Source organism: Microvirga sp. CF3016 (assembly GCF_036314085.1).
In the GTDB taxonomy this organism is placed as follows: Bacteria; Pseudomonadota; Alphaproteobacteria; order Rhizobiales; family Beijerinckiaceae; genus Microvirga.
Map to the genome: position 1 here is coordinate 205,084 of NZ_JAYGGM010000007.1, position 22,414 is coordinate 227,497.

The window sequence follows — 22,414 nt, forward strand, 5'->3', positions numbered from 1 at the left end:
GTCCCGGCCATCCCGATCGGAAGAGCGCCCCACTTCAGATAATCGGGATCACCGGCACAAGGCCGGTGATGACGTGATCCGGAAGTCTCCGTAAGAGACGGGACCAAAGCGCCTGAGCAGGGATGACAGGAGCCCTGGCATCGGACTAAACCACATCGCTCCTTCAATTCAACGAACCGCGCCGACCACCCCGCGTTCTTCCTGATCTCTGACCCGATACCTCGTCATGAAGCCAGCCCTGACCCGTGCCCTCGACGCCCTGAAGAAGGGCCAAAGCCTGACGCTGTCCAGCGTGCCGGATGGTTTCGACGCGCTGGCCGTCGCCGATCTCGCGCGCGGCCTGTCGGGGCAGGTGGAGGGGCCGGCGGTCCTGGTCCATGTGGCTCGGGACGGGCAGCGGCAGCAGAACTTCGCCAACGGCCTCGCGTTCATCGCGCCCGAGATCGAGATCCTGACCTTCCCGGCCTGGGACTGTCAGCCCTATGACCGGGTCTCGCCCAATGCGGCGATCACGGCGCAGCGCATGACGACGCTCGCGCGGCTCGCGCGGTCCAAGACCTCGGAGGACAAGCCGCGCATCCTCTCGACCACGGTGAACGCCCTGGTCCAGCGCGTGCCGCCCAAGGCGCGCATCGCGGCCGAGACCTTCTCGGCGGCGCCGGGCAACGTGGTCGACACCACGCAGCTGATCAACTGGCTGGAAAGCAACGGCTTCCTGCGCACCGGCACCGTGCGCGACACGGGCGAATATGCGGTCCGCGGCGGCATCATCGATCTCTTCCCGGCGGGGCTTCCTAATCCCGTGCGCCTCGACTTCTTCGGCGATGCCCTGGAATCGATCCGCGCCTTCGATCCGGAGACCCAGCGCACGGTCGGGACCCTGCGCTCCCTCGACCTCGTGCCCATGAGCGAGGTGCAGCTCACCACCGAGAGCATCCGGCGCTTCCGGCAGGCCTACGTGGCGGCCTTCGGCGCGCCCACCCGCGACGACCGGCTCTATGAGGCGATCAGCGAGGGGCGGCGCTATCCCGGCCTGGAGCACTGGATGCCCCTGTTCCACGACCATCTCGACACGCTGTTCGACTACCTGCCGGGCATTCCGGTGGTGTTCGATGCGCTGGCCGACGATGCCGCGGCCGAGCGCCTCGCCCAGGTGAAGGACTATTACGACGCCCGCCGCGAGGGCATGGGGCAGAACCAGCCCGGCGTTGCGCCCTATCGACCGCTGCCGCCGGACGCGCTCTATTTCAAGCCCGAGGAATGGTCCGAGCATACGGCCAAACTGCCGCTCGCGCGGCTCACGCCCTTCGCGGTGCCGGAATCGGCCGGACGTCTCGTGATCGACTGCGAGGCCCGCCAGGGGCGCAACTTCATCGCCGAGCGCGCGGACGATAACGCGAACGTGTTCGAGGCGGTGATCCGTCACATCCGGGACCTGCAGGCCGCCAAGAAACGCGTCATGCTCGGCGCCTGGACGGAGGGCTCGCGCGAGCGCCTCTGCCACGTGCTGCAGGACCACGACCTGCGCCAGACTAGGCCCATCGCCCGCTTTTCGGACGCGATGGCCTATCCCCGCAACGAGATCCCGGTCGGCATCTGGCCGCTGGAATCCGGCTTCGAGACGGCGGACCTCGCCGTCATCAGCGAGCAGGACGTCCTCGGCGACCGCCTCGTGCGCCAGAAGCGCAAGTCGAAGCGCCCGCAGGACTTCCTCACCGAGGTCGCGGCGCTCACGCCGGGCGATCTCGTGGTCCACGTGGATCACGGCATCGGTCGCTTCGAAGGGCTGAAGACCATCGAGGCGGCAGGCGCGCCGCATGACTGTCTGGAGCTGCATTACGCCGGCGGCGACCGCCTGTTCCTGCCGGTGGAGAACATCGAGCTTCTGACCCGCTACGGGTCGGAGGAGACGGAAGTCCAGCTCGACAAGCTCGGCGGCGGAGCTTGGCAGGCCCGCAAGGCCCGCATGAAGCAGCGAATCCGCGAGATGGCGGGCGCGCTCATGAAGATCGCGGCGGCCCGCATCCTCAAGGAAGCCCCGCGCCTGACCCCGCCGGAAGGGCTCTACGACGAGTTCGCTTCCCGCTTCCCCTATGACGAGACCGAGGACCAGCTCAACGCCATCGAGGCGGTGCTGGACGACATGGCCTCCGGCCGCCCGATGGACCGCCTCGTCTGCGGCGACGTGGGCTTCGGCAAGACCGAGGTCGCCCTGCGCGCCGCCTTCGTGGCCGCCATGGGCGGCAAGCAGGTGGCCGTGGTGGTGCCGACGACGCTGCTCTCGCGTCAGCATTACAAGACCTTCTGCGACCGCTTCCGCGGACTGCCGCTCAACATAGGCCAGGCCTCGCGCTTCGTGCCGGCGGCCGAGATGAAGAAGACCAAGGAGGGGCTCGCCGACGGGTCCGTCGACATCGTGATCGGCACCCATGCGGTCCTGGGCAAGACGATCAAGTTCAAGGATCTCGGCCTCATCATCGTCGACGAGGAGCAGCATTTCGGCGTGTCCCACAAGGAGCGCCTGAAGGAGCTGCGCGCCGAAGTGCACGTGCTGACCCTGTCTGCCACGCCGATCCCGCGTACCCTGCAGCTGGCGCTGACCGGCGTGCGTGAATTGTCGCTGATCACCACGCCGCCGGTGGACCGCCTCGCAGTGCGCACCTTCATCACGCCCTTCGATCCGCTGCTCATCCGCGAGGCGCTCCTGCGCGAGCGCTACCGGGGCGGGCAGGCGTTCTACGTGGTGCCGCGCCTCGACGATCTCGGAGAGGTGAAGGCCTTCCTCGACAAGGAGGTGCCGGAGGCGAAGGTGGCCGTGGCGCACGGCCAGATGGCCGCGGGCCAGCTGGAGGACGTGATGACGGCCTTCTACGAGGGCAAGTACGACATCCTGCTCTCCACCACCATCGTGGAATCGGGCCTCGACATCCCGACCGCCAACACGCTCATCGTCCACCGGGCGGACATGTTCGGCCTGTCGCAGCTCTATCAGCTGCGCGGCCGCGTCGGGCGGTCCAAGACCCGCGCCTACGCCCTGTTCTCGGTGCCGGCCAACAAGTCCCTGACGGTTCAGGCCGAGCGGCGCCTGAAGGTGCTCCAAACCCTCGACACCCTGGGCGCCGGCTTCCAGCTCGCCTCGCACGACCTCGACATCCGTGGCGCGGGCAACCTGCTCGGCGAGGAGCAGTCCGGCCACATCAAGGAAGTGGGCTACGAGCTCTACCAGCAGATGCTGGAGGAGGCGGTGGCGCAGCTCAAGGCCGGCATCGAGGAGCCGGCGGAGGACCAGTGGTCGCCCACCATCGCGGTCGGCGCGCCGGTGATGATCCCCGAGGGCTACATCGCGGACCTGCAGCTACGGCTCGGCCTCTACAGACGCCTTTCGACCTTCGAGACCGACCAGGAGATCGACGCCTTCCGGGCGGAACTGGTGGACCGCTTCGGTCCGGTGCCGTCGGAGGTCGACCAGCTCCTCAAGATCATGGCCATCAAGGTGCTCTGCCGCCGCGCCAACGTGGAGAAGGTGGACGGCGGCCCGAAGGGCATCATCATCTCGTTCCGCGACAATTCCTTCGCCAATCCGACCGGCCTCATCTCCTATGTCACGGAGCAAGCCTCCTTCGCCAAGGTGCGGCCCGACATGAAGATCGTGTTCGTCCGCGATACCGAGACCCCGGACGAGCGCATCAAGGCCGCGACCACGATCCTGCGCAGCCTCGTACGTATTGCGGAAAAGAAGGCGGCATGACGGTCCGAGCCTGGGCCCTGATCGAGGACGGGTCTGTGGCGAAGGCCCATGACGCTCGCCTCGTCGCGCCTTGGTGGAGTTTCACGAAGACGGTTCTGGCGGCCGCGGCGCTGGCGCTCGTCCGGGACGGTCTCATCGGCTTGGACGCGCCGGTCCGCACAAGACCCTACAGCTTGCGTCATCTGCTGCAGCACCGATCGGGCTTGGCGAACTATGGCCTGCTTCTGGCCTATCACGAGGCGGTCGAGCGGGGTGATGATCCCTGGCCGGTATCCACGCTTATCGAGCGGCTCGATGGGGATCGTCTCCGCTATCCCGTCGGCGCGGGATGGGAATACTCCAACATCGGCTATCTGGTTGTCGGGCAGGTGATCGAGGCCCTGACCGGCGAAGACCTCGATGCGGCCTTAAAGCGCCTCGTACTGCGGCCGCTCGGCATCGACAGCGCCCGTCTCGCGCGGGCCAGGGAGGATCTCGATTTGGTCGCTATGGGCAGCGCCCAGGGATATCACCCGGGCTGGGTCTACCACGGGTTGCTGGTGGGGAGCGTCGAGGACGCTGCGCTGCTGCTCGACCGGCTGATGACGGGCGATCTGCTGCCACCCGCATTGCGACGAGTTATGCTGACACCATTCGTGCTGCCGGGCCCAATCCGCGGACGGCCCTGGGCGGTCCCCGGCTACGGGCTGGGCCTCATGACCGGAGAAACCAGGGGCGGCTTGAGGGTGGCCGGCCATACGGGAGGAGGGCCGGGAAGCACGATAGCTGTTTACTGGGATCTGAATGAGGGTTCGGACCGGACGGCGGCTTACTTCGTGACGAGCGAAGACCAGACCCCGACCGAGGAAGGAGCGTTCGCGCTGCTGAGGGGTTAGAGGTCCGGCGCCGCGACGGCGTGCAGTTTGAGCTGGCTCTGGAGCATGGTGGCGGCTCCGCTGACGCCGCCGGTGACGATGACGGGCGTTCCGCTCGCGGCCAAGTTTTTGCGCAGGCGGCTGGCGAGTTCCAGGAAGCGCCGCCGTTCGGCCCAGTCGGCCTGACGGGGCATCTGCAGCACCACGGCGGCCGGGCTCGGGATCAGGGCCAGGACGTCGTCCGCAGCCTCGAACGGAGTCGTCACGCTCGCATATCCCATGCCGGCCAGCTCCGCCGACAGGGCACTGTCGGGAGCACGGTCGCCGTTGTCGACGACGAGGACCTTCGGCATTGCGTTCATTACGATACCCTGCGGTTGGACGCGACGGATGGAACAGGAGGTGCTCACCTAACGTCGAAGCAGAGCATTAGTTTCATCATCTACATGAATGGAAGCTCAACAATAGGAGGTATGCACGCCCAATTGGGGCTAGTGCGGCTGGCGCCACCAGGTGTCGATATTGACCCCCATGAGCGGCGTCCGGTCCGGCCGCTTGAGATCGCTCCTGTAGGCAAGCCATTGATCCTTCAGGTAAAACAGCGGAACAACATAGAAGCCTGACAGGAGAGTCCGGTCGAGGGCCCGCACGGCGGAGATGAAATCCTCCCGGCTCCTGGCCTCCAGGAGAGCGTCGATGAGGCGGTCGACCGCAGGCGAGGCGACCCCGGCGTGGTTGTGGGAACCGCTCCGCCCGGCCGCCGCCGAACCCCAGCGGTTGCGTTGCTCGTTGCCCGGGGAGGGCGTTCCCGCCCAGAGCCACTGGACCATGTCGAAATCGAACCTTGCGAGGCGCCGCCAGTACTGCACGTCGTCGACGAGGCGCACCCGGGCCCGAACGCCGATGCGGCCGAGCGACTGCGCGAAGTTGAGAGCAAGCCGCTCTTGCGAGCGGGAATTGACCAGCATCTCGAAGGCGAAGGCCTCGCCCGTGCCCTTCTTCCGCAGGACGTCGTTCTCGAGTTCCCAGCCGGCCTCCGACAGGAGCGCAAGCGCGCGCCGGGCCATGTCCCGGTCCCGGCCGGATCCGTCGCCGGAGGGCGGCTCCCAGCGGCCTTCGAGCACGTCCTCGCGAACAGCGCCCGGAAACGCAGCCAGGAGGGCTCGCTCCCGCGCGTCCGCCGGCCGGCCCGTGGAGGCGAGGTCGGAGCCGGAGAAGTAGCTGTTGGAACGGGTGAGCTGGCCGAAATAGAGGTTGCGGTTCACCCAGTCGAAATCGAACAGGTAGCTCAACGCCTCCCGCACTCGGACATCTCCGAACAGGGCTTTTCGGGTGTTGAAGACGAAGCCGTTCATGCCCTTGGGCAGACGGGTGGTCAGGGTCTCGCGGCGGATGCGCCCGTCCCGGACGGCGGGAATGTCGTAGCCCGTGGCCCATTGGCCCGGATCGCCCTCGATGCGGAAATCGTAAAGCCCCGCCTTAAAGGCTTCGAACAAGCTGTTGGCATCGCGATAGAAATCGTAGCGGATCTCATCGAAATTATAGAGCCCGCGTGTCACGGGCAGGTCCTCGCCCCAGTAATCCTTGCGGCGGGTCAGCACGACGCGCTCGCCGGGCCTGACCTCGGTGAGCGCATAGGGGCCTGAGCCGATCGGCGGGGTGAGGGATGTCCTGTCGAACGTTGCCATATCGGTGGCATGGGCCGGGAAGATCGGCATGGACATACCGAGGAGGAGCGGCAGCTCCCGGTCGTTGGAGCCGGACAGGTCGAAGCGGATCCGGTGCGGATCCAGGATCTCGACCGCCTTCACCTGACCGAAGCTCGAGCGGTGGAACGGTTTGCCGTGCTTCCGCAGCGCCTCGAACGAGAAGCGCACGTCTTCGGCGGTCAGCGGATGGCCGTCGGAAAAGCGGGCGCGCGGGTCGAGGTTGAACGTGATGGAGCTCCGATCCTCGGGCGTCTCGACCGAGCGGGCGAGAAGGCCGTAGATCGTGAAGGGCTCGTCCGTCGAGCGCATCATCAGGCTCTGGAGCACGTAGCGCGGCACCACGTCGGGTGCGACGCCGAGGACGATCAGGGGATTGAGGCTGTCGAAGGTGCCCTGGAGGGCGAGCGTGATTCGTCCGCCCTTGGGTGCCTGGGGATTGGCATAGGGCAGGTGCTCGAAACCCGGCTTGAGCGCAGGCTCCCCGTGCATCGCGATCCCATGCCGCAGCATCTCCGCTCGGGAGACGGCGGAGAGCCCCAGGACGGACACGAGAAAGACAGCGGAAAGCAGCAGATTCCGTATAAGCCAGCGGCCCATGGCGCTCCCGGTGCGAGACGGCACTGAACCTGAGCAATGTTGTACAGAAATTTACCTCAGGTGACTGGAAACCTACCACACGAAAGGTTAAAGGAGCGCCACACGTCTTGTCCTCGCCACATTCGGCAGGGATTGGGACCCCGTCATTGAAGGTTAAGAACACGCCGGATAAACGGCCTATTCGAAAGCCGACCTTTCGATTGAAGAGGATCACACACATGTCATTCGCGACACGCTTCGCGAGCCTTGGGGGGACCCGTGGCCTGGCAACCGCCCTGGCCCTTCTGGTGAGCGCACCCGTTCTGGCTCAGACCGCCCCGGCCCAGCGGCCCGCAGCCCAGCCGGCCCGTCCCGCTGCACCGGCCCAGCAGCCCGCCCAGCAGCAGCCCGCCCAGGGCGGACAGGCGCAGCAGAACGCCGGCCCGACCGTCGTGCAGGTGAAGGCCGAGCCGTCCCAGCCGGAATGGACCAAGGTCTGCGGCAAGGACCAGAACACCAACACCGAGATCTGCTACACCACCCGCGACTTCGTGTCGGATCAGGGCCAGCCGGTTCTCGCTCTCGCGGTCTATGACGTGAAGGGCCAGCAGCCGCAGAAGGTCGTCCGCTTCGTGATGCCGCTCGGCCTGCTCCTGCAGCCCGGCCTGCGCTTCGCCGTCGACCAGGGCCAGGCCACCCCGGGCCGCTATGTCATGTGCCTGCCCAACGGCTGCTTCGCCGAGGCCCAGGTGAAGGACGACTTCATCGCCGCCATCAAGAAGGGCAACAACCTGAACGTCAGCGTCCAGAACCAGATGGGCCGCGAGATCACCTTCGCGGTTCCGGCCGCCGGCTTCGGTAAGGCCTTCGACGGTCCTCCGATCGACCCGAAGGTGCTCGAAGAGCAGCAGAAGAAGCTCCAGGAAGAGCTGCAGAAGAAGAGCGAAGAGATGCGCCAGCGCATGCTCCAGAGCCAGGGCGGCGCTGCCGCTCCGGGCGCGGCTGCTCCGGGTGCTGCGGCCCCGAACGCTCAGGCTGCTCCCAAGCCGTAAGGCTCGCGACAATCGACCAAACAGAAACGCCGGGCTCCTCAGCCCGGCGTTTTCTTTTGACCTGCCGAGAAGGATCTCAGTTGGCCAGGATCGGCTTCGCCTTGTAGCTGCCGTTCTTCTCCAAGGTGAACATCTCGGCGATCATCGGATTGCGCAAGGGTTCGTCGGAATGGTCGGGCAGAAGGTTCTGCTCGGACACGTAGGCGATGTACTCGGTTTCCGCGTTCTCGGCGAAGAGGTGGTAGAAGGGCTGGTCCTTGCGGGGCCGGACCTCCTCGGGGATCGACAGCCACCATTCCTCGGTGTTGTCGAATTCCGGGTCGACGTCGAAGATGAGCCCCCTGAAATCGAAGACCCGGTGTCGAACCACTTGGCCGATCGCGAATTTTGCTGAACTCGCTTTCATGGTCTTAACTCCTTGATCTCCATATAGAGATCTCGGCCGGATTCTCCAAATCTGCCCCCCGTCACAATCGAGAGAGCAAAACCGCCCGGGACGGAGCCTTGCATTCGCGGAGGGTGGGCCTTCCGAAAGGCGGGATTGTCGCAAGGTTGGAACCTTGCCAGAAGGAACGCTCACGTCACGCCCGCCCTCGCTTCCACCTGCCATCCCTTCGGAGCCGCCGATGTCCGACCTGATCGGGCTGTTCAATCTCCTTGCCCCGTTCTTCGGCCTCATCGGGCTCGGCTTCTTCTGCGGCAGGGTGGTGAAGCAGCCGGAGGCCGGGCTCGCCTGGATGCAGTTCTTTCTCATCTACGTGGCGCTGCCCTGCCTGTTCTATCGGCTCATCGCCGACAAGCCCCTGGACGAGCTGGCCAATTGGCCGTTCATCGCTGCCACCACGGTCTCGACCGCCTGCGCCTTCATGCTCTCCTTCGCGACAGGCTGGCGCTACACCCGGGATCTGCCGCAATCGGTCATGCAGGGCGTCGCCGGGTCGTACTCCAACATCGGCTATATGGGCCCGCCGCTGATCCTTGCGGCGATCGGCGCCTCGGCCAGCGCCCCCGTGGTCCTGATCTTCGTCTTCGATAACCTGTTCCTGTTCTCCGTGGTGCCGCTGCTGATGTCCATGGCCGGGCTCGACAAGCTCAGCCTGCCGGCGACGATCCGGCGGATCGTCTGGCGGGTGGTGACCCACCCGTTCAATGTCGCGACGGCGGTCGGCATCGCGGCGAGCTACCTGCACCTCGAGCTGCCGGGGCCCGCCGAGCAGATCGTCACCTGGCTCTCGGGGGCAGCCGCGCCCTGCGCCCTGTTCATCCTCGGCGTCACCGTGGCCCTGCGGCCCATGCGCAAGATGCCCGAGGAGGTGCCGGCGCTCGTGTTCATCAAGCTGATCCTGCACCCGCTCCTGGTCTGGGTGGTGCTCTCGGCCGTCGGCGATTTCGGCCCGGCCTGGACCTATGCGGCCATAATCATGGCGGCCCTGCCGCCGGCCCTGAACATCTTCGTCATCTCGACCCAGTACAACGTGGGCGTGGAGCGCGCCTCCGCCTGCGTCCTCGTCGGTACGCTGGTGTCGATGGTCACGCTGACGGGGATCCTCTATCTCACGACGAAGACGGGGGCTTTGCCGTACGATCTGTTTCCATAGATCGCGGGCGCAGCACCAACCACGTCATCACCGACCTTGTGCCGGTGATCCCGATGGATTGAAGCACAACGCTCTTCCGATCGAGATGGCCGGGACAAGCCCGGCCATGACAGAGCGAAGGCCCGAGGCGTTCAAGTCGGCGACGTCCCTTGCATCAGCCGCGGCACGCCCATGCGCGGGAGCACACCTTCGCGCATGACGATCCGGCGCAGGGGGCCGATGTTGCTCAAGGCCAGGAGCCCGGCACCGCGCAGGAAGTCGGTCGGGATCATGCCGGTCAGCAGCGTCCGGTTGAGACCGTCCACGGCGGCGGTGCGGAGGCGGACGTCGAGATCCCGGCCGCGCTGGTAGCGGGTCAGGGTCTCGTCCGATCCGGGCGCATGGCCCTCGTCGTGGCCGTCGATGACCGCGTCCCGCAGCGATGCGACATCGCGGAAGCCGAGGTTGAGGCCCTGGGCGCCGATGGGCGGGAACACGTGCGCGGCCTCCCCGACAAGCGCGAGGTGGCGCGACCAGTAACGATTCACCGACAGGCCGCTCATGGGCACGAGCCCGCGCGGCCCGTCGACCCGCATGGCGCCGAGATGCGACTGCGCCTGACGCTCGACGGCCAGCGCCAGGGCCGCGTCGTCGAGGGTCGACAGGCGTTCCGCCTCAGCCTTGCTCGTGACCCAGACGAGGCTTGAGCGGCGGCCGGGCAGGGGCACCAGGGTGAACGGCCCGTGGCGTGTGTGGAACTCGGTCGAGGTCTCCCGGTGCTCCCGGTCGTGGGCCAGGATCACCGTCACGGCCGATTGCGGGTAGGACCAAGTCTGTGTGCCGATCCCGGCGATCTGGCGCAGCTTCGAGTTCCGTCCGTCGGCCGCGACCACGAGGCCGGCCGGGATCGTGCTGCCGTCCGCAAGGGTAAGGGCGGCTCCTGTCTCGTCCGTGGCAAAGCCGGTGGCGAATTCCGGCACGAGGGTCAGGCCTTCGGCAGTCTGGGCGGCCGCAGCGAGCGTCTCGACCAGGGCCACGTTCTCGACGTTCCAGCCGAAGGCGTCCAGGCCGATCTCGCCCGCCCGGAAGGAGGCCGGCGGCGGGCGGAACAGGCTGCCCGTGTCGTCGACGATACGCATGGTCTCGAGCGGCGCCGCAACGGACGCAACCGCGGGCCACACGCCGAGCGCTTCCAGAAACCGGACCGAGCCGTTGAGCAGGGCGACCGTTCGGCCGTCGCGCCGCACGTCGAGGCCACCGACGAGAACGGTCCTGTAGCCGTCCCGGGCGAACGCGAGCGCAGCGCTCAAGCCCACGGCTCCGGCGCCGACGACGGCAATGTCATAGGTGTTCTCGGTCACGGGGCTCTCCCACCACTCCATCGGGACGGTTCGCGGACTCACAACAAACCACGGTTTCGGCATTGCCGACCGGCGCGCCGCTTCCCTATGATCGTTTATAACGGAAGTACGCACCCGTACGGCTCTTGCCAAGAGTTCTTGCCAAGAGCCGTACGGGCCGTCATCCCTGTGCGTATTCCTACCCGGCAGTAACCCTCGAAATCAGAGTCGCTTGTGTGAAGCCAGACGTATCATCCTCGGGGCCGCCCCTCGTCGAACTTCAAGGGATCAGCAAGCGCTACGGCGACCTTCTCGCCAATGATGGGATCGACCTTTCCATCGAGCCGGGCGAGATCCACGCGCTTCTGGGGGAGAACGGCGCGGGCAAGTCGACCTTGGTCAAGATCCTCTACGGAGTCATCGAGCCGAGCGCGGGCGAAATCCGATGGGAGGGTCGTCCCGTTTCGATCGGCTCTCCGGTCGAGGCGCGCAATCTCGGCCTCGGCATGGTGTTCCAGCACTTCTCCCTGTTCGACGAACTGACGGTCGCCGAGAACATCGCCGTCGCCCTGTCGCACGAGTGGAGCCTGTCGACGGTCCGCAGCCGCTTAAGCGAGATCAGCCGGACCTACGGTCTGGCGCTGGATGCGGACCGGGCGGTCTGGACCCTGTCGGCCGGCGAGCGGCAGCGGATCGAGATCGTGCGCTGCCTGCTGCAGAATCCGCGGCTGCTCATCCTCGACGAGCCGACCTCGGTTCTCACGCCACAGGAGGCCGATCACCTCTTCACCACCCTGGACCGGCTCTCGGCCGAGGGCTGCTCCATTCTCTACATTTCCCACAAGTTGGAGGAGGTGCGCCGCCTCTGCCGGCGAGCCACGATCCTGCGGGCCGGACGCGTGGTTGCCACCATCGATCCGCGGGCAAGAAGCGCTCGCGAGATCGCCGCTCTCATGGTCGGCAACGAGGTGGGCGAAGTCCGGACTGACGCGCCGCATCAGGTCCAGGGTGAGGTGCTCAAGGTCTCGCGGCTATCCATGCCGCCGGGGGGTCTCCACGGGCAGGCCCTGCGCGACATCGATCTGGTGGCCAGGGCCGGCGAGGTGGTGGGCATCGCCGGCGTCGCCGGCAACGGGCAGAGCGAATTGTTCGCCGCGCTCTCGGGCGAGCGTCTGGCCGAGCGGGCGGAGGCGATCGTCATTGCCGGGAAGCCGTCGGGAACCCTCGGCATCGATGCGAGGCGCCGCCTGGGCGCCGCCTTCGTGCCGGAGGAGCGCCTGGGCCATGCGGCCGCGCCGAGCCATCGCCTGAGCGAGAACACCCTCATCTCCCATGCGGCCGCGGAAGTGAGCCGCTCCGGTTTCATCCTGGTCGATGCCGCCAGGCGGCTGGCCCGTTCCATCGTCCAGAGCTTCGACGTGCGCACCCCCGAGGGCGATCCGCAGGCGCGCAAGCTCTCCGGCGGCAACCTGCAGAAATTCGTGATCGGCCGCGAGATCATCCGCAAGCCCAAGCTCATCATCGTCGACCAGCCGACCTGGGGCGTCGACGCGGGCGCGGCGCGGCTCATCCGCCAGGCCCTCGTCGATCTCGCCCGCGCGGGCAGTGCCGTGGTCGTGGTCAGCCAGGATCTCGACGAGCTGTTCGAGGTGGCGGACCGGATGGCCGTCATCCATCAGGGCCAGTTGAGCCCGCTCAAACCGGTCGGCGAATGGACCAGGGAGGCGATCGGCCTCGAAATGCTCGGCGTCGCCCAGGCCCAGGGAGGCGTCCATGCGGTTTGAGCTGACGCCCCGTCCCACCGTGTCGCCGGTCATGCGGGCGCTCGCGCCGGTCGCGGCCTTCATCACGGCCTTCCTGATCGCCGGCTTCGTCATCTGGCTCATGGGGCGCTCGCCCATCGCGGCCTTCGACGTTTACGTGCTCCAGCCCCTGAGCGATCCCTGGTCGCTGCAGGAGCTTCTCGTCAAGGCGACGCCGCTGGCGCTGATCGCCATCGGGTTGTCCTATTGCTTCCGCGCCAATCTCTGGAACATCGGCGCGGAGGGCCAATACGTGATCGGCGCCGTCCTGGGGAGCTGGCTCGCGCTTCGGACCCACGGCACGGAGGCCGGAGCCTGGGTGCTGCCGCTCATGCTGATCCTCGGCATCATCGGCGGCGCGCTCTACGGGCTGATCCCGGCTTTCCTGAAGACCCGGTTCGGCGTCAACGAGATTCTGACCAGCCTCATGCTGGTCTATGTCGCGCAGCTGATCCTCGACTACCTGGTGCGTGGCCCATGGCGCGATCCTCAGGGCTTCAACTTCCCGCAATCGGTGACCTTCGACCCGTCGGCGACGCTCCATCCGATCCTGGAGGGCGGGCGCGTCCATTTTGGAGCCGTGTTCGCCCTCGTGGCCGTTCTCGTCACGGCCGTGATCCTCGGGCGGACGCTGTTCGGCTATCGACTCAAGCTGACCGGCGACGCGCCGCGCGCCGCGCGGTTCGCGGGCTTCAGCTCGAAGGCCACCACCATGGCGGTCTTCGCCATCTCGGGTGGTTTGGCTGGGCTCGCCGGCATTTCCGAGGTCTCGGGCCAGATCGGGCAGCTCCAGCCCTCGATCTCGCCCGGCTACGGCTTTACGGCCATCACCGTGGCCTTCTTGGGCAGGCTCAACCCCATCGGCATCCTGATTGCGGCCCTCGTCGTCGCGCTCACCTTCATCGGCGGAGAGAGCGCGCAGATCATGCTGAAGCTGCCGCTCGACCTCACGCAGGCCTTCCAGGGCATCCTGCTGCTCTGCGTTCTGGCAGCCGACGCGCTGGTGAGCTACCGCATTCGTTTCGTGAACCGGGGAGGGGGCAAGTGACCATTTTCGAGGCCATTCTGCTCACCATCGTGACCGCGTCCACGCCGCTCCTGATCGCCGCCCTCGGCGAACTGGTGACGGAGCGCTCCGGTGTGCTCAATCTCGGCGTCGAGGGCATGATGGCGATGGGTGCGGCCTGCAGTTTCGCCGCCGCCGTTACTTTCGACTCGACGCTGCTGGGCGTCGTCGCCGGCATGTTGGCCGGCGCCCTGATGGCCGCCCTGTTCGCCCTCGTGGTGCTCGGCTTTGCCGCGAACCAGGTCGGCTCGGGCCTGGCGCTGACGATCTTCGGCCTCGGCCTGTCGGGCCTGATCGGCGCACCCTTCGTGGGCGCGCGGCGCGATCCCGTCGCGCCGATCGATATTCCGATCTTGAGCGACATTCCGGTGATCGGCCGCCTGTTGTTCGAACAGGACCTCTTCGTCTACGTGTCGGTCGCTCTCACCATCCTGGTGGCGCTCTACCTCGCCCGCACCCGCTCCGGCCTGACCCTGCGCTCCATCGGCGAGAACCACACCTCGGCCAACGGGCTGGGTCTGCCGGTCCGGCGGGTGCGCTTCTGGGCCATCCTGTTCGGCGGCGCCTGCGCTGGATTAGCCGGGGCTTATCTTGCCCTCGTCTACACCCGGTTCTGGTCGCCCGGCATGACGGCGGGGCGCGGCTGGATCGCCCTGGCGCTCGTGGTCTTCGCGGCCTGGCGGCCTGGCTGGGTGCTGGTCGGCGCCTACATCTTCGGCGCCGCGACCGTGCTGCAGCTCCACGCCCAGGCGGCCCAGTTCGGCGTGCCGTCCCAGCTGCTCTCGGCGGTGCCGTATCTCGCGACGATCGTCGCCCTGCTGCTCCTGTCCCTGCGTCATGGTCGGGCCATCGGCGCCCCCGGGTCGCTCGGCACCCCGTTCGTGCCTGACCGGTGAGCATTCTGGTGTTAATCTGACCAAAGTGCAGGCCGGGGAATTCTTGCCAGAAGCCTTCAGACCTGCGACGGAATATTTGAACCCAAAACTCGAGGGAACGAGCATGTTTTCAGGTAAAGTCTTCGGAACCTTGGCGGGTGCCGCGGTCGTAGCCTCTCTGGCTGCAACCGGCGCCGTCGCCCAGCCGAAGGACAAGATCAAGGTCGGCTTCATCTATGTGGGACCGGTCGGCGACCACGGCTGGAGCTACCAGCACGACCAAGGCCGCCAAGCCATCGAGAAGGCCTTCCCGGGCAAGGTGACCACCACCTTCGTGGAGAGCGTGCCGGAGGCCGATTCCGAGCGCGCCATCGAGCAGCTCGCCCGCACCGGCCACGACCTGATCTTCACCACCTCGTTCGGCTTCATGGAGCCGACCCTGAAGGTCGCCAAGAAGTACCCGAACATCAAGTTCGAGCACGCTACCGGCTTCAAGCGCAATCCGAACCTGTCGACCTATGCGGCGAAGTTCCACGAGGGCCGCTACATCATCGGCCAGATCGCCGGCAAGATGACCAAGTCGAACACCATCGGCTATGTGGGCGCCTTCCCGATCCCGGAAGTGATCGCGGGCATCAATGCCTTCTATCTCGGCGCGCAGTCGGTGAACCCGAACGTCAAGATCAAGATCGTGTTCGCCAACACCTGGTACGATCCGGCCAAGGAAGGCGACGCCGCCAAGGCGCTGCTCGACCAGGGTGTCGACATGCTGGCCCAGCACACGGACAGCCCGGCGCCGATCCAGGCCGCCGAGGCGCGCGGCAAGTTCGGCTTCGGCCAAGCCTCCGACATGGAGCGCTTCGCCCCGAAGGCGCAGCTCACCGCCATCGTGGACAACTGGTCAGACTACTACGTGGCGCGCACCAAGGCGGTTCTCGACGGCACCTGGAAGTCCGAGGACACCTGGGGTGGGCTGGCGTCCAACATGGTCGTAATGACGCCCTACAAGAACATGCCCGACGACGTGAAGAAGCTCGCTCAGGACACCGAGGCCACCATCAGGTCCGGCCAGCTCAACCCCTTCAAGTGCCCGGTCGTCGGCCAGGACGGCAAGGAGATCGAGTGCAAGGGCCAGGGCGCTCTCTCGGACGCGCAGGTTCTCGGCATGAACTTCTACGTGAAGGGCATCGAGGACCGGATCCCCAAGTAAGCCCAAGTAAGCCCGCGCAGGCTTAGAATGCAAAGGGCAGCCGGGCGACCGGCTGCCCTTTTCGTTGGAAATTCTATATTCATCGTCGGAATGGCAGAGGATGAGGAATGGCCGAACGGGCGACCATCGAGACGGGTGACAGCGACGTTCTGATCGTCGTGGACGTGCAAGTCGACTTCCTGCCGGGCGGCGCGCTCGCGGTACCGGACGGCGATGCGGTGATCGCGCCCATCAACCGCCTCGCCAAGGCGTTCCGCCATGTGGTGCTGACCCAGGACTGGCACCCGGAAGGCCATGCTTCCTTCGCCTCCAGCCATCCCGCCAGGCAGCCCTTCGAGACGACCGAGCTGCATTACGGGCAGCAGGTGCTCTGGCCCGACCATTGCATCCAGGGCACACCCGGCGCCGAGATTTCTCGCGATCTCGACATTCCCCATGCCCAGCTCGTGATCCGCAAAGGCTACAATGCGGGGATCGACAGCTATTCCGGCTTCAAGGAGGCGGACCGGCGGACCTCGACGGGGCTGGCGGGCTACCTGAAGGAGCGCGGATTTCGCAGAATCTTCTGCGCCGGGCTCGCCTTGGATTTCTGCGTCGCCTGGACGGCCCTCGATGCGGCCGAGGCCGGGTTCGAGACGTGCCTGATCGAGGACGCGTCGCGCGCCATCGACACGAACGGATCGCTCGAGAAGGCGCGGCGGGATCTTGAGGCGGCGGGTGTTCGGACGATCATGAGTGAATGGATCGTGGGTGCTTGAACTCTCCGGGTGTCATCCCCGGCGGTCCGTAAGACCGCCGGGGATGACACCATGACGCCTCTCCGCATCGGGATCACCGGCACAAGGCCGGTGATGACGAAGAAATGTGCAAGAGGTGAACTTAGACCGCCGTCCCGTGCAGGTCGTACTCGTCCGAGCTCTCGATCTGTACATTTACGATCTCGCCGGGCTTGAGCGCCTGGCGCGAGGCCACGTAGACGACGCCGTCGATCTCGGGAGCGTCGTACTTGGTGCGGCCGGTGGCGACTGTCGCACCTTGCTCGTCGATGATGACTGGCAGAGTCTTGCCGACCTTGCTCTTGAGGATCCTGGCGCTGACCTTCTGCTGGGTCTGCATGAAGCGGTGCCAGCGCTCCTCCTTCACCTCCGGGGGCACAGCCCCTTCGATGTCGTTGGCGGGCGCGCCTTTGACGGGCTCGTACTGGAAGCAGCCGGCGCGGTCGATCTTGGCGTCCTTCAGCCACTGCATGAGGAAGTCCACGTCTTCCTCGGTCTCGCCGGGGAAGCCGACGATGAAGGTCGAGCGGATGGCCAGGTCCGGGCAGATCTCGCGCCATTTGTGGATGCGCTCCAGGGTCTTCTCCTGGTTGCCGGGGCGGCGCATGGATTTCAGGACCCGCGGCGAGGCGTGCTGGAAGGGGATGTCCAGATAGGGAAGGATCTTGCCCTCGGCCATCAGGGGGATGACCTCGTCCACATGCGGGTAGGGATAGACGTAGTGCATGCGCACCCACATGCCGAGCTCGCCGAGCTCCTTGGCGAGCTCGAAGAAGCGGGTGCGGACCTCGCGGTCCTTCCACAGGCTCGGCTGGTACTTGATGTCGAGGCCGTAGGCGCTGGTGTCCTGCGAGATCACCAGCAGTTCCTTGACGCCGGCGCGGGCGAGCTTTTCGGCCTCGCGCAGCACGTCGGCGATGGGACGGCTGACGAGATCGCCGCGCAGCTTCGGGATGATGCAGAAGGAGCAGCGGTTGTTGCAGCCCTCGGAGATCTTCAGGTAGGCGTAGTGGCGCGGGGTCAGCTTCACGCCCTGGGGCGGGACGAGGTCGACGAAGGGATCATGGGCCGGCGGCACGGCCTGATGCACCGCCGAGACCACGGATTCGTAGGCCTGAGGGCCGGTGATCGCCAGGACATTGGGGAACTGGTCGCGGATCTGCTCCGGCTCGGCGCCCATGCAGCCGGTCACGATGACCTTGCCGTTCTCGGCCATGGCCTCGCCGATGGCCTCCAGGGACTCGGCCTTGGCGCTATCGAGGAAGCCGCAGGTGTTGACGATCACCACATCGGCCCCGTCATGCTCCTTGGTCAGCTGATACCCTTGAGCGCGGAGCTGGGTGATGATGCGCTCGGAATCGACCAGGGCCTTCGGGCAGCCCAGGGACACGAACGAGACTTTCGGCGCGGGAGCATTCATCCGCCACATCCACCTATCAAATCGAAACTGACATCCCTGAGGCGTCCGACCGAGACCGCATCGATGCGATTCATGGCGGAGAAACCTGTCGATCGAGGGCAGGAAGACTCGGTAGATCCTGCGGCACCGCGCTCGAACCTGCTCAAATCTTGTTGCCTGGATCGATCCAGCGCCTCGCGCAGGCGCTCCAGGCGAAAGGAACGCGCGACTTAAGACGCGCGTGTGCCTTTACAGCACCGGGTCTGCCTTTACAACATCCGGCATTGACGCGGGCTGGACTATGGATGCGCGGCCCGTTCGAGCTCCTGCTTGGCGATCTCCCGGACCACCCTGTCGGCAAAGAGCTGAAGCTCGGCCTTGTCTCCGCGCGAGAAGGTACGAGGCTTGGTATCGAGCAGGCAGAGAGCCCCGAGCCGGATGTCCTTGAGGAAGATCAGGGGAGCGCCGGCATAGGACCGGATGTGGGGGGCGCCGGCAACGAAAGGATTGTTCCGGAATCGCTCGTCGGCCAAGGCGTCCTCGACCACGAACACCTCGTCGCTCAGAATCGTGTAGTTGCAGAAGGCTACGTCCCGCGACGTTTCCCCGGTCTCCAGGCCCTCGGCTGCCCTGATGAGCTGCCGAGCCCGGTCGAGCAGGGTGATGGTGCACATCGGCACGTCGAAATTGGCGCGGACCTCCTCGCAGATCTTGTCCAGGGCCGGATCGGGCTTGGATTCGAGGGCGCCGGTTTCCAGGAGAGCCTGCAGGCGCTCTTCCTCATGGGGACCGGTCGGGAACGACATGACTCATCTTTCTACGCAAACTGCTGCGCCAGGTGCAGCTCTGCAAAGCTTGAACTGATTGAGCTCATACTCAATGGCAATCCTGCATAAGCCGGGTTCGCCGTGGAGGTAAGCCCTCGACCACGCAATAACATGTCTGGGTTAATGGGATGGTTCGGCCCCGGGATCCGGCTGCGCCGGTCCGGCGGCATGGTTGACGCGGAGGAGGGCTTTCCTGACCGCGTGCCAGGCAGGCTTTCTCCGAAGGGCCCGGTCGAGAAGAAGCGGTCTCTGGGGAGCGCCGTCGGCCCTGGGCCTGAAGGAGTTGAGCCAGGTGGAGCCGTCGGTGAAGCCCCAGGTGCTGACGGCTAGAATACTGCTCTCGTCCAGCACGAGGTCGAGATAGGCCCGGTAGGTGTCGGCCACGATGGCGTCGCGACGTCTCTGGTCCCGGGGACAAAGATGGTCCGACACGTCCATTTCCGTGATCATCACGTTCAAGCCCATCCGCCCGATCTCGCGCAGGAATGCACGCAATCGGGGGTGCTCGCGGGGCTGCTCCAGAGCTGTCAGGTGGGACTGAATCCCCAGGCAGGCGATGGGCGTGCCTCGGGCGAGCTCCCGTTCGAGAAGGGACAGCATCATGCGCCGCTTCGTTTCGGCCTCCGGCAGATCGTATTCCAGGCCCATCTCGTTGAGGACCAGGACTGCGGTCGGATCGAGAACGGCCGCCCGGCTGAATGCCGTCGCGATATAATCGGGTCCCAGGGCGTCGAGAAACCGGGAGCGGCGCAGGCCATCCTCGCGTCCATGAGCGGGTTCAAGGGCCTCGTTGATCACGTCCCAGGAGGTCAACCGGCCCGTATAGCGGGTGACGGTCATGTCCAGATGCTGCAGGGCCGCCTCGGCGAAATCGGCGTCCGAACCCTCGCGATAGACCTCCGGAATGGCTTCGTGCCACCAGAGAGTATGGCCGTGGAAGGCGAGGGCGTTATCCGTCGCGAAGGCGACAAGCTTGTCCGCAGCCGAATAGTCGGGGATGTGAGGGCGGCTCTGAATCGCATCCCATTTCATCTCGTATTCGGCCGTGACGAGGTTGCAATCTTGGAGAATTGCATGGTGAAGCGGTTGCAAGGACAGGTCAGAGGTGCAAAGAGCGGTGCCGCAAAGCAGGCCTCGCCGAACGGCAACGCTCGACAAGCCGTCCTCGTCAGGTCCATGCTGTGCCATAGATTCCTATTCCGCGAATAATATCGTTTATAGCTGTTTAAACCGATCAGAGCGACTGCAGATCCCCACATGAAGATCCGCCACACCCTCATGATACTGACGGCGTTTCTGGGTATCGCGCTGCTGATTGCGGTTTGGATTCAGATCCGGAACGAGCTTTTGGAGTACCAGACCGCGCAGCGGCTGGCGGCTTCGAATGCCGTTCGCGAGCAGCTTCTGCTCGGGACGGATGCCCTCGCCAACGAGCGAAGCCGAACCTATGTCGCGCTGCTCGACTCGAACGGCCAAGGCGGCAAGGCTGGGAGCCTGGCGGAGATCCGTCGTCGTGTCGACGGGTTCCTGAACGCCTCGGAACAAGAGCTTCGGGCGACCGCGAACTTCCTGAGCAGCACCGAGGCGGGCTTGGACGTTCTGACGAGGATCCGGAAAGACATCGGGGCCCTTCGGGAGCAGGCCGATGCCTATTTCACGCCCGATCAGCCCCAGCGAGGCGGGGAATTCGCTCCACGTTGGTTCCAGGAGGCCACGCGTCTCCTCGAGGAGCTGCAGTCCTCGCGCCTCACCCTGCTCCAGCGTGAACGGCCGCTGGAGCCGACCCTGCGGGCGGAGGCGAGCCTAAGGACCCAGGCCGGCATCCTGAGCGAGAGCATCGCACGCAACCAGGCTCTCATGACCCGCGCATTGATGAACGCGAAGGAGGCCGGAGGGCTGGACTTCGACGCCATCAGCCGCAATGCCGGACGAGCCGGTCTAGCCTGGGAGCTGATCGACGGGCAGCTGGCGACTCCGCTGAGCCCATCCGTGAAGGCGGCGATCTCCTCCGCCCACGAGGATTACACTTCGACCTTCGCACCGCTCCAGCAATCCCTGCTGAACGCCCTCTTGAGCAAGGTGCCGCCCGGGCTCACTCCAACCCAGTGGTACGACATAGCGGACCGCTCCCTGCGTGGCATCGCCCTCGTGCAACAGGAGCTGCTCCGCAGCTCCCGAGAGCGGCTCCAGGCGGAGCTTCACCGGGCCCGCAATTCCGTCCTGCAATGGTCCGGGCTGCTGCTCCTCGGCGTCGGGGCGGTGATCGGCAGCGCCCTCGTGGTCCGCAGGCGCGTCGTCCAGCCTCTCGAGGCGCTGAGCCAAACCATGCTGAGGCTCGCCGACAACGATCTGTCGACGCCGCTCCCGCGTCTGGCGCGGGCTGACGAGATCGGAGAGATGAACGACGCCCTACGGGTCTTCAAAGCCAATGCGATCCAGCGCGAGCGAGCACAGAACGAGAAGCAGGTCCTGCACGCGCGCCTGAGAGATGCCTACCGGCAGCTCCGCAAGGATCTCGAGGCCGCCGCCGTGATCCAGGGCGCCATGCTGCCTCGGTCCTCGGTCATGGGCGATGTGAGCTACCAGGGGCTTTACCGTCCCTCGAGCCTCATCGCCGGCGATACCTACAACGTGCTTCGGCGCAACGATGGCGCGATCGGGTTCTTCCAGGTGGACGTGGCCGGCCACGGGGCAGCCGCGGCCCTCGTTTCCGTCGCATGCCACCACACCTTGTCCCAAGCGATCCTGACGCGGACGCAAGGGATGCGCCTCGAAGAGATTGCTGCGGAGATCAACGATGGCTGGCCCGAGGATCTTCCATACTTCACGATGATTCTCGGTGAAATCAATCCGCGATCCCGGCAGGCCAGCATCGTGCAGGCCGGTCACCCGCCGCCGGTGCTGATCCGATCCGGCGGCCTTGTGGACATGATCGGCGAGGGCGGCTTCCCTGTCGGCATGATCCCGGCCGCCTCTTATGAGAGGCTCGATTTCGATTTCGGGCCGGGTGACCGGCTTCTGATCTACTCGGACGGTCTGATCGAAGCCGAAGACCAGGCCGGTGAGCAGTTTTCGGAAGCCCGCCTGCGCCGTATCGTCCGTGAGAATGCCATGGATGCCAGTCCCGCGCTCCTCGACAGGCTCGACGTCGCGGTGCGGAATTGGCGCGGCTCTGAAACCCTGGACGACGACTTGAGCGTTCTCATGCTGGAGCGCTTGCCTGAAAGGATCCCTGCCAATGCTGTCCACTGATGTCCGTAAGAATGTCCTTGTCGTCCGGGTTGCGGAAAAACGGATCGATGCGAGCAAGGCACCGCTCTTCAAGGACGAGATCGCCAAGTGCATCGACGCCGGGCAGAGTCAGATCGTCCTCGATCTCAGCGGGGTCGACTTCATCGACAGTTCGGGCCTCGGCGCGCTCGTGTCCTGCCTCAAGCGCCTCGGGCCGAGAGGAAGTCTTGCCGTCGCAGGTGCGACAGGCGCCGTCAGTCGGCTCTTCACGCTGACCCGCATGGATAAGGTCTTCACCCTTCATCCGAATGTGGATTCCGCCGTCGATCAGCTTTCCGCCTGACCCGTCGCAGTACAGGAGCAGAAAGAAAC

At 65.8% G+C, this 22,414-nt stretch carries 18 protein-coding genes; 11 read left to right on the forward strand and 7 right to left on the reverse strand.

The genetic code is table 11. The features are described from left to right. Positions 1 to 226 precede the first annotated feature (226 nt). Both mfd and VB672_RS12750 read left to right on the forward strand, forming a co-directional pair. Complete coding sequence (mfd, locus tag VB672_RS12745) at positions 227 to 3,748, forward strand: transcription-repair coupling factor (protein WP_329784559.1); 3,522 nt, start codon at positions 227 to 229, stop codon at positions 3,746 to 3,748. Next, the gene (locus tag VB672_RS12750; protein WP_329784560.1) at positions 3,745 to 4,623 is read left to right on the forward strand and encodes a serine hydrolase domain-containing protein; all 879 of its coding nucleotides are present in this window, start codon (positions 3,745 to 3,747) and stop codon (positions 4,621 to 4,623) included. The genes mfd and VB672_RS12750 overlap by 4 nt, the downstream gene beginning before the upstream one ends. Here VB672_RS12750 and VB672_RS12755 read toward each other — a convergent pair. Then, a complete protein-coding gene (locus tag VB672_RS12755; RefSeq protein ID WP_329784561.1) occupies positions 4,620 to 4,964 on the reverse strand; it encodes a hypothetical protein in 345 nt (114 codons plus the stop codon). The genes VB672_RS12750 and VB672_RS12755 overlap by 4 nt on opposite strands. Before the next feature lie 129 nt (positions 4,965 to 5,093). Beyond that, the gene (locus VB672_RS12760; protein WP_329784562.1) at positions 5,094 to 6,908 is read right to left on the reverse strand and encodes an extracellular solute-binding protein; all 1,815 of its coding nucleotides are present in this window, start codon (positions 6,906 to 6,908) and stop codon (positions 5,094 to 5,096) included. A 218-nt stretch (positions 6,909 to 7,126) separates the two neighbouring features. On the opposite strand from VB672_RS12760, the gene VB672_RS12765 reads away from it, so the two are divergent. Continuing rightward, positions 7,127 to 7,939, forward strand: coding sequence for an invasion associated locus B family protein (locus VB672_RS12765; RefSeq protein WP_329784563.1), 813 nt, complete (start codon positions 7,127 to 7,129; stop codon positions 7,937 to 7,939). A gap of 76 nt (positions 7,940 to 8,015) precedes the next feature. Here VB672_RS12765 and hspQ read toward each other — a convergent pair whose 3' ends face one another. Then, the gene (hspQ, locus tag VB672_RS12770; protein WP_329784564.1) at positions 8,016 to 8,345 is read right to left on the reverse strand and encodes a heat shock protein HspQ; all 330 of its coding nucleotides are present in this window, start codon (positions 8,343 to 8,345) and stop codon (positions 8,016 to 8,018) included. Positions 8,346 to 8,565: 220 nt separating this feature from the next. Here hspQ and VB672_RS12775 point away from each other — a divergent pair, with 220 nt between their 5' ends. Further along, the gene (locus tag VB672_RS12775; protein WP_329784565.1) at positions 8,566 to 9,537 is read left to right on the forward strand and encodes an AEC family transporter; all 972 of its coding nucleotides are present in this window, start codon (positions 8,566 to 8,568) and stop codon (positions 9,535 to 9,537) included. 131 nt (positions 9,538 to 9,668) lie between these two features. On the opposite strand, the gene VB672_RS12780 is transcribed toward VB672_RS12775, so the two are convergent. Then, positions 9,669 to 10,898: a UbiH/UbiF family hydroxylase gene (locus VB672_RS12780; protein WP_442932025.1), complete on the reverse strand. Its 1,230-nt coding sequence runs from the start codon at positions 10,896 to 10,898 to the stop codon at positions 9,669 to 9,671. A gap of 194 nt (positions 10,899 to 11,092) precedes the next feature. Between VB672_RS12780 and VB672_RS12785 the strand changes: the two genes are divergently transcribed. From VB672_RS12785 to VB672_RS12805, 5 genes are all read left to right on the forward strand, one after another. Then, on the forward strand, positions 11,093 to 12,640 hold the full coding sequence (locus VB672_RS12785) for an ABC transporter ATP-binding protein (RefSeq protein ID WP_329784567.1): 1,548 nt from the start codon (positions 11,093 to 11,095) through the stop codon (positions 12,638 to 12,640). Beyond that, a complete protein-coding gene (locus tag VB672_RS12790) occupies positions 12,630 to 13,706 on the forward strand; it encodes an ABC transporter permease (protein WP_329784568.1) in 1,077 nt (358 codons plus the stop codon). The genes VB672_RS12785 and VB672_RS12790 overlap by 11 nt, the downstream gene beginning before the upstream one ends. Beyond that, positions 13,703 to 14,620, forward strand: coding sequence for an ABC transporter permease (locus tag VB672_RS12795; protein ID WP_329784569.1), 918 nt, complete (start codon positions 13,703 to 13,705; stop codon positions 14,618 to 14,620). Before VB672_RS12790 ends, VB672_RS12795 begins: the two co-directional genes overlap by 4 nt. Before the next feature lie 103 nt (positions 14,621 to 14,723). Next, positions 14,724 to 15,809: a BMP family ABC transporter substrate-binding protein gene (locus tag VB672_RS12800; RefSeq protein ID WP_329784570.1), complete on the forward strand. Its 1,086-nt coding sequence runs from the start codon at positions 14,724 to 14,726 to the stop codon at positions 15,807 to 15,809. Positions 15,810 to 15,916: 107 nt separating this feature from the next. Continuing rightward, positions 15,917 to 16,567 (forward strand): nicotinamidase, encoded by a 651-nt coding sequence (locus tag VB672_RS12805; RefSeq protein WP_329784571.1) that lies wholly within the window; start codon positions 15,917 to 15,919, stop codon positions 16,565 to 16,567. Between the two features lie 121 nt (positions 16,568 to 16,688). Here VB672_RS12805 and rimO read toward each other — a convergent pair whose 3' ends face one another. From rimO to VB672_RS12820, 3 genes are all read right to left on the reverse strand, one after another. Continuing rightward, positions 16,689 to 18,005 (reverse strand): 30S ribosomal protein S12 methylthiotransferase RimO, encoded by a 1,317-nt coding sequence (gene rimO / locus VB672_RS12810; RefSeq protein WP_329784572.1) that lies wholly within the window; start codon positions 18,003 to 18,005, stop codon positions 16,689 to 16,691. A 278-nt stretch (positions 18,006 to 18,283) separates the two neighbouring features. Then, entirely contained in the window at positions 18,284 to 18,790 is a 507-nt protein-coding gene (locus VB672_RS12815) for a GAF domain-containing protein (RefSeq protein ID WP_329784573.1), read from the reverse strand. A 141-nt stretch (positions 18,791 to 18,931) separates the two neighbouring features. Then, the gene (locus tag VB672_RS12820) at positions 18,932 to 19,999 is read right to left on the reverse strand and encodes an endo-1,4-beta-xylanase (protein WP_329784574.1); all 1,068 of its coding nucleotides are present in this window, start codon (positions 19,997 to 19,999) and stop codon (positions 18,932 to 18,934) included. A gap of 69 nt (positions 20,000 to 20,068) precedes the next feature. On the opposite strand from VB672_RS12820, the gene VB672_RS12825 reads away from it, so the two are divergent. Both VB672_RS12825 and VB672_RS12830 read left to right on the forward strand, forming a co-directional pair. Beyond that, complete coding sequence (locus VB672_RS12825; protein WP_329784575.1) at positions 20,069 to 22,063, forward strand: PP2C family protein-serine/threonine phosphatase; 1,995 nt, start codon at positions 20,069 to 20,071, stop codon at positions 22,061 to 22,063. Continuing rightward, entirely contained in the window at positions 22,050 to 22,385 is a 336-nt protein-coding gene (locus tag VB672_RS12830; RefSeq protein ID WP_329784576.1) for an STAS domain-containing protein, read from the forward strand. Before VB672_RS12825 ends, VB672_RS12830 begins: the two co-directional genes overlap by 14 nt. The last annotated feature ends 29 nt before the right edge of the window (positions 22,386 to 22,414 follow it).